Genomic DNA, 4,904 nt, shown 5'->3' with positions numbered 1-4,904 from the left:
GAGGGCGCCCGCACGGCATCCCGTTCTCCGGCGGCCTCCGGCCATGCCACCTCGCGCGGCTCCGCCGCCGGCTCCACGCGGGACGGAGGCCGCGGCCCACGCCGCTCCCGCCGGTGGGTCCCCCGGATCACGCTCGCCGTAATCTCGGCCCTGGTGATGTCGCTGACGGGCTACGCCTGGGCCGCGATGCAGGGCCTGGTCAACGGTTTGACCACGGCGGACGTCATCGCCCAGGACGGCGAGATGCCCGCCGACGGCTACCGGGACATCCTGCTCGTCGGCATGGACAGCCGGACCGACGCCCAGGGCAACCCGCTGCCCGAGGAGACACTGGCCCAGCTCAACGCCGGCACGTCCGACGGGGAACTCAACACCGACACCCTGATCTTCGTGCGGGTGCCCAACGACGGCAGCAAGGCCGTGGCGGTGTCGCTGCCCCGGGACACCTACGTCACCATTCCCGGTTTCGGCAAGCACAAGATCAACTCGGCGTACGCGCGCGGCAAGCTGGCCGCGCGGGAGGATTTGGCCGCCCAGGGCGTCACCGACGAACGCGAACTGGACGTGCGCAGTAACCAGGAGGGGGCCAAGACGCTCATCTCCGCCGTGGAGAATCTCACCGGCACGACCATCGACAACTACGCCTCGATCAACCTGCTCGGCTTCTTCGACATCACCAAGGCCATCGGCGGTGTCGACGTCTGCCTCAACGAGCCGGTGAACGACCCCTACTCGGGTGCGAACTTCGACGCGGGCCGCCAGACCATCGCGGGCATGGACGCGCTGGCGTTCGTGCGCCAGCGGCACGGCCTGTTGCGGGGTGATCTGGACCGCGTCGTACGGCAACAGGTGTTCATGGCGGGCCTGGCGCGGAAGGTCCTGTCCGCGGGCACCCTCGCCGATCCGGCCAAGCTGAACAACCTGGTCGACGCCATCCAGAAGTCGGTCGTGGTCAACCAGGGCTGGGACATCCTCTCCTTCGCCCAGCAGATGCGGGGACTCACCGGTGGTCAGATCGAGTTCCGCACCATTCCGGTCGAGGACTCGGAGTACCAGACCGAGACCGACGGCGTGGCCGTCCGCGTGGACCCGGCGGCCGTCCGGAACTTCATCGCCGAGATCTCGGGTGACATCACCGGTGAGCAGGCACCGGAACACGGCCCGGCGCCGGAGGAGATCACCGTCGACGTCTACAACACCTCCGATATCACCGGGCTCGCGGGCACGGTCTCGGAGGAGTTGACCGCACAGGGTTTCGTCGCCGGCGAGGTCGCCAACGAGACCCCGCGGGAGTACAGCGTGGTCCAGGCTCCCGAGAACGCGGAAGCGGCGGGCCGGGTCGTGGCCGACGCGCTGGGTGGGCTGACCGTGGAGACCAGCCCCGAGGTGCGGTCCGGACACGTGCGCGTCCTGCTCGCGCCGGACTACCGCTCCGGCGGCGGGGACGCCACGCCCGGCGCCCAGGGCGGTGGTGGCCCTGCGGCGGGCTCGGCTCCCCCGCCCCGGCAGCAGCCACCCGCGGACGACACCGACAAGCCGATCACCGCCGACGGCGTCACCTGCGTCAACTAGGCGGTCACTGCTGCTCTGATCGGGTGACATCCGGCTGATCGGCGATTTTCTGGCCGCAGCCGCGTAAGGACCGGGGCCCGAGCTCATTCACTCCCTGTAGAAAACGGCAACGGTAACGGCAGGGGTGGGCCAGTGCTGATCGAAACCGAGACCTACCAGCGGGTGCTGGGTGAGGAACTGCGCAAGCTGCGCACGCAGCGGGGGTGGACCCGGAAGGAACTCAACGAGCGACTTCAGAGCGGCATCTCGCTCCAGACACTGGCGACCTACGAACTCGGCACCCGGCAGTGCTCCGTGGTGCGGCTCGCCGAGCTGTGCCTGGCACTGGAGGAACGGCCGCAGGACCTGCTGGCCCGCGTGCACAGCCGGTTGTTCGCCGAGGATCGCGGCAGGCTGCGGGTGAACCTCGTCGCTGTGGTCGCCGACGAGCAACCCGAGTTGCTGCCCCTCCGGCGCTGGGCCCGGGGACGGCTCGCCGACGGCGGCTCCCCGGACCTCCAGTTCGACCGGGCCACCCTCGAGCAGCTCGCGTCGCTGTGCGGCCTCGGCACCGAGGACCTGGCTACGCGCCTGCGGCGGCTTTCCGCCGTGTGCGGGAGCGTGCGTACAGCCGGAAGTCACGCGGGTCGAGCTTGCGGGTCCTGAGCCAGTAACGCCAGGTGAAACCGGGCCAGATGGTCCGGTTCACCCCCTGGCTGTCGAGGTACCAGCTCATGCACCCACCGCGTGTCCAGATGCCGCCCGCGAGCTTGCGCTGGATCTCGGCGTTGAAGTCGGCCTGCGCGTCGGCCCGCACGTCGATCGCCTCCGCGCCGTGCGACTCGACGTAGCGCATGGCCTCGGCGATGTAGCGGATCTGTTGCTCGATCATGAACACGACCGAGTTGTGGCCCAGTCCGGTGTTCGGGCCGAGCAGGAAGAACAGGTTCGGATAGCCGGTCACGGTGATTCCGAGGTGGGTCTGCATGCCCTCCTCGGCCCACTGCTTGCCGAGGTTCTGCCCCTGGGCGCCGATGATGTCGAGGTCGTCGAAGGCATCAGTGACGTGGAAGCCGGTGCCGTAGATGATGGCGTCGACCTCGTGCTCGGTGCCCGCGGCGTCCACGATGCCGTGCTCGGTCACCTCAGCGACGCCGTCGGTGACCACCTCGACGTTGTCGCGGTTCATCGCGGGGTAGTAGTCGTTGGAGATGAGCACCCGCTTGCAGCCGAGCACGTAGTCGGGCGTGAGCTTGGCCCGCAACTCGGGATCGGAGACGTGCTTGTCGATGTTGCGCTTGGCGATCTTCTGGGCGAGTTTCATGATGCGCGGGTTGCCGTTGAACCCGATCGCGCGGAACTCCAGCATCCAGTAGAGCAGGTCGCGGTAGGCGCGCTGGGCGCCCGGGACGCGGGCGAAGACGCGTTTGGCCCAGTCCGGCATCGTGCGGTCCGGTTTGGGCATGATCCACGGGGGCGTGCGCTGGAACAGGGTGAGCCGGTCGACGTCCTTGGCGATCTCGGGAACGAACTGCACCGCACTGGCCCCGGTGCCGATCACGGCGACCTTCTTGCCGCGCAGGTCGTAGTCATGGTCCCACTGCGCGGAGTGGAACGTCCTGCCGCGAAACCGCTCGGCGCCCCGCAGCTCCGGGATCTGCGGGATGTGCAGCGCACCCACACCGCAGACGAGGTAGCGGGCGACGAACTCCTCCCCCCTCGCGGTGCTGACGTACCAGCGGTTCTCGTCGGCGTCCCAGCGTGCGCCCGTCATCTCCCGGCCGAACCGGATGAACGGGTACAGGTCCCACTTGGTCGCCACGTCGCGGAGGTAGTCGAAGATCTCCGGCTGCGGCGAGAACGATCGCGACCACTCCGGGTTCTGCTCGAAGGAGTACGAGTACATGTGCGACTGAATGTCGCAGGCGCATCCGGGGTAGGTGTTGTCCCGCCAGGTTCCGCCCACCTCGTCGGCCTTCTCCAGCACGACGAAGTCGTCGCGGCCCTCCGTGCGCAGTTGGATCGCCATGCCGAGCCCGGAGAACCCGGTCCCGACCACGACGACCCCGGTCTCGGTGCGCTTGCCCATCTGCGTGCCTCCCTGCCGCTCTGCGTGTGCGCCCACCCTGTTACCCGGCGTCCAGCTTACCGCGAGTAGGTTACCGGCAGTAGGATAGCGACCGTGAGCGCGACTGCAAAGACCCAGTCCCGGCGCAAGCGCATGCCGAGGGCGCAACGGGAACGACAGATGATCGAGGTCGCCGAGCGGGTGTTCGCCGAGCGCGGCTACTCGGCGGCGTCGATGGACGAGATCGCCGAGCGTGTGGGCGTCTCGAAGCCGATGCTGTACGAGTACTTCCAGTCCAAGGAGGGACTCCTGCTGGCCTGCATCCACGCCGCGCGGACCGAACTGCGCGAGGACACCGAGCGCGCCGTCGTCGGGGCCGCCACGGCCGAGGAGGCACTGCGCCGGGGCCTGTACGCCTTCTTCACGTTCGCGCGGGAGCGCAGGCAGGCATGGTCCCTGCTGCGGAAACGAGATGGCTCTCCTCGGCACGTCGGCGGCCGACGAACTGGAGGTCACCCGGCGCCAGCAGACCGACCTCATCGCCGGCCTGATGGGCGTCTACCTCGACACGCCCGACCCGGTGCGCATCCAGGTCTCCGCGGAGTTCGTCGTGGGCGGTTGCGAGCGGCTGGCGATCTGGTGTGAGCAGGACGACTCCCTCACCCCGGAGGTCGCGACCGAGCACGCGATGCGCGTTCTGTGGCACGGACTCGAACACCTGACGCAACAGTGATCCACTCAGCGATGTGTCGATTTCACCCAGTGTGGTGATAGACTGAGATGGTTCTCACCCTGGGTAGCGTTTACCGCTCGTTCGTGTTGCTGGCACCCCCCGTTGCATCACAAACTTGACTCAACGTCATTAAGGCAGTGGTACGCCGCCCCTCGGCTGGGCGTGCCGCTGCCCGGAGAGGGGTGAGCCAGGTGGTGCAGACAGTCACCGCGACCTACGTGCGAGGCGACGCGAACTGGACGGTACGCGTGTCCGGCCTCGGCAGGACGCTCGACGGCGAAGCACCGGGCATCGTCGCCGCGCGAGACCGTGCCGACCAGCTCGTCGACGAACTCACGCCCGAGAACACGCAGCCGACGGTGGTGCACCTGCTCGACGGCAGCGCGGTCGCGTTCACCTCGGCCTACATGGAAGCGCGTTTGAGCCTGCTCGAAGGCGAGATGGCGCGCACCCAGGACGCCACCGATGAAAAGAGCGTGTCCTCCGGCACGATGGATCGACATGGAAGGAGGCACGCAGACCGTACTGAGAGAGTCGTTCAAGAAGACGGCG

The 4,904-nt window shown here is 68.3% G+C and carries 3 protein-coding genes and 2 pseudogenes; 4 read left to right on the top strand and 1 reads right to left on the bottom strand.

Annotation, left to right across the window (positions count from 1 at the left end):
- Window positions 1–1,572, top strand: a 1,572-nt coding sequence (locus SACSA_RS0111525; RefSeq protein WP_456300023.1) for an LCP family protein, incomplete at its 5' end; no start/stop codon positions are given.
- 132 nt (window positions 1,573–1,704) lie between these two features.
- On the top strand, window positions 1,705–2,217 hold the full coding sequence (locus tag SACSA_RS0111520; RefSeq protein ID WP_019816033.1) for a helix-turn-helix transcriptional regulator: 513 nt from the start codon (window positions 1,705–1,707) through the stop codon (window positions 2,215–2,217).
- Here the strand turns inward: SACSA_RS0111520 and SACSA_RS0111515 are convergent.
- Window positions 2,135–3,640 carry a flavin-containing monooxygenase gene (locus tag SACSA_RS0111515; protein WP_019816032.1) on the bottom strand — a complete coding sequence of 502 codons (1,506 nt, stop codon included), beginning with the start codon at window positions 3,638–3,640 and terminating at the stop codon, window positions 2,135–2,137. The genes SACSA_RS0111520 and SACSA_RS0111515 overlap by 83 nt on opposite strands.
- 132 nt (window positions 3,641–3,772) lie before the next feature.
- On the opposite strand from SACSA_RS0111515, the pseudogene SACSA_RS0111510 reads away from it, so the two are divergent.
- Window positions 3,773–4,352: pseudogene (locus tag SACSA_RS0111510) on the top strand (TetR/AcrR family transcriptional regulator).
- Between the two features lie 194 nt (window positions 4,353–4,546).
- A pseudogene (locus SACSA_RS26780) lies at window positions 4,547–4,904 on the top strand (hypothetical protein); the annotation flags it as partial.

The organism is Saccharomonospora saliphila YIM 90502 (assembly GCF_000383795.1).
GTDB classification, from domain to species: Bacteria; Actinomycetota; Actinomycetes; order Mycobacteriales; family Pseudonocardiaceae; genus Saccharomonospora; species Saccharomonospora saliphila.
Note: the sequence above shows the minus strand (reverse complement) of the source record. Positions and strands in the feature narration are given on the sequence as shown.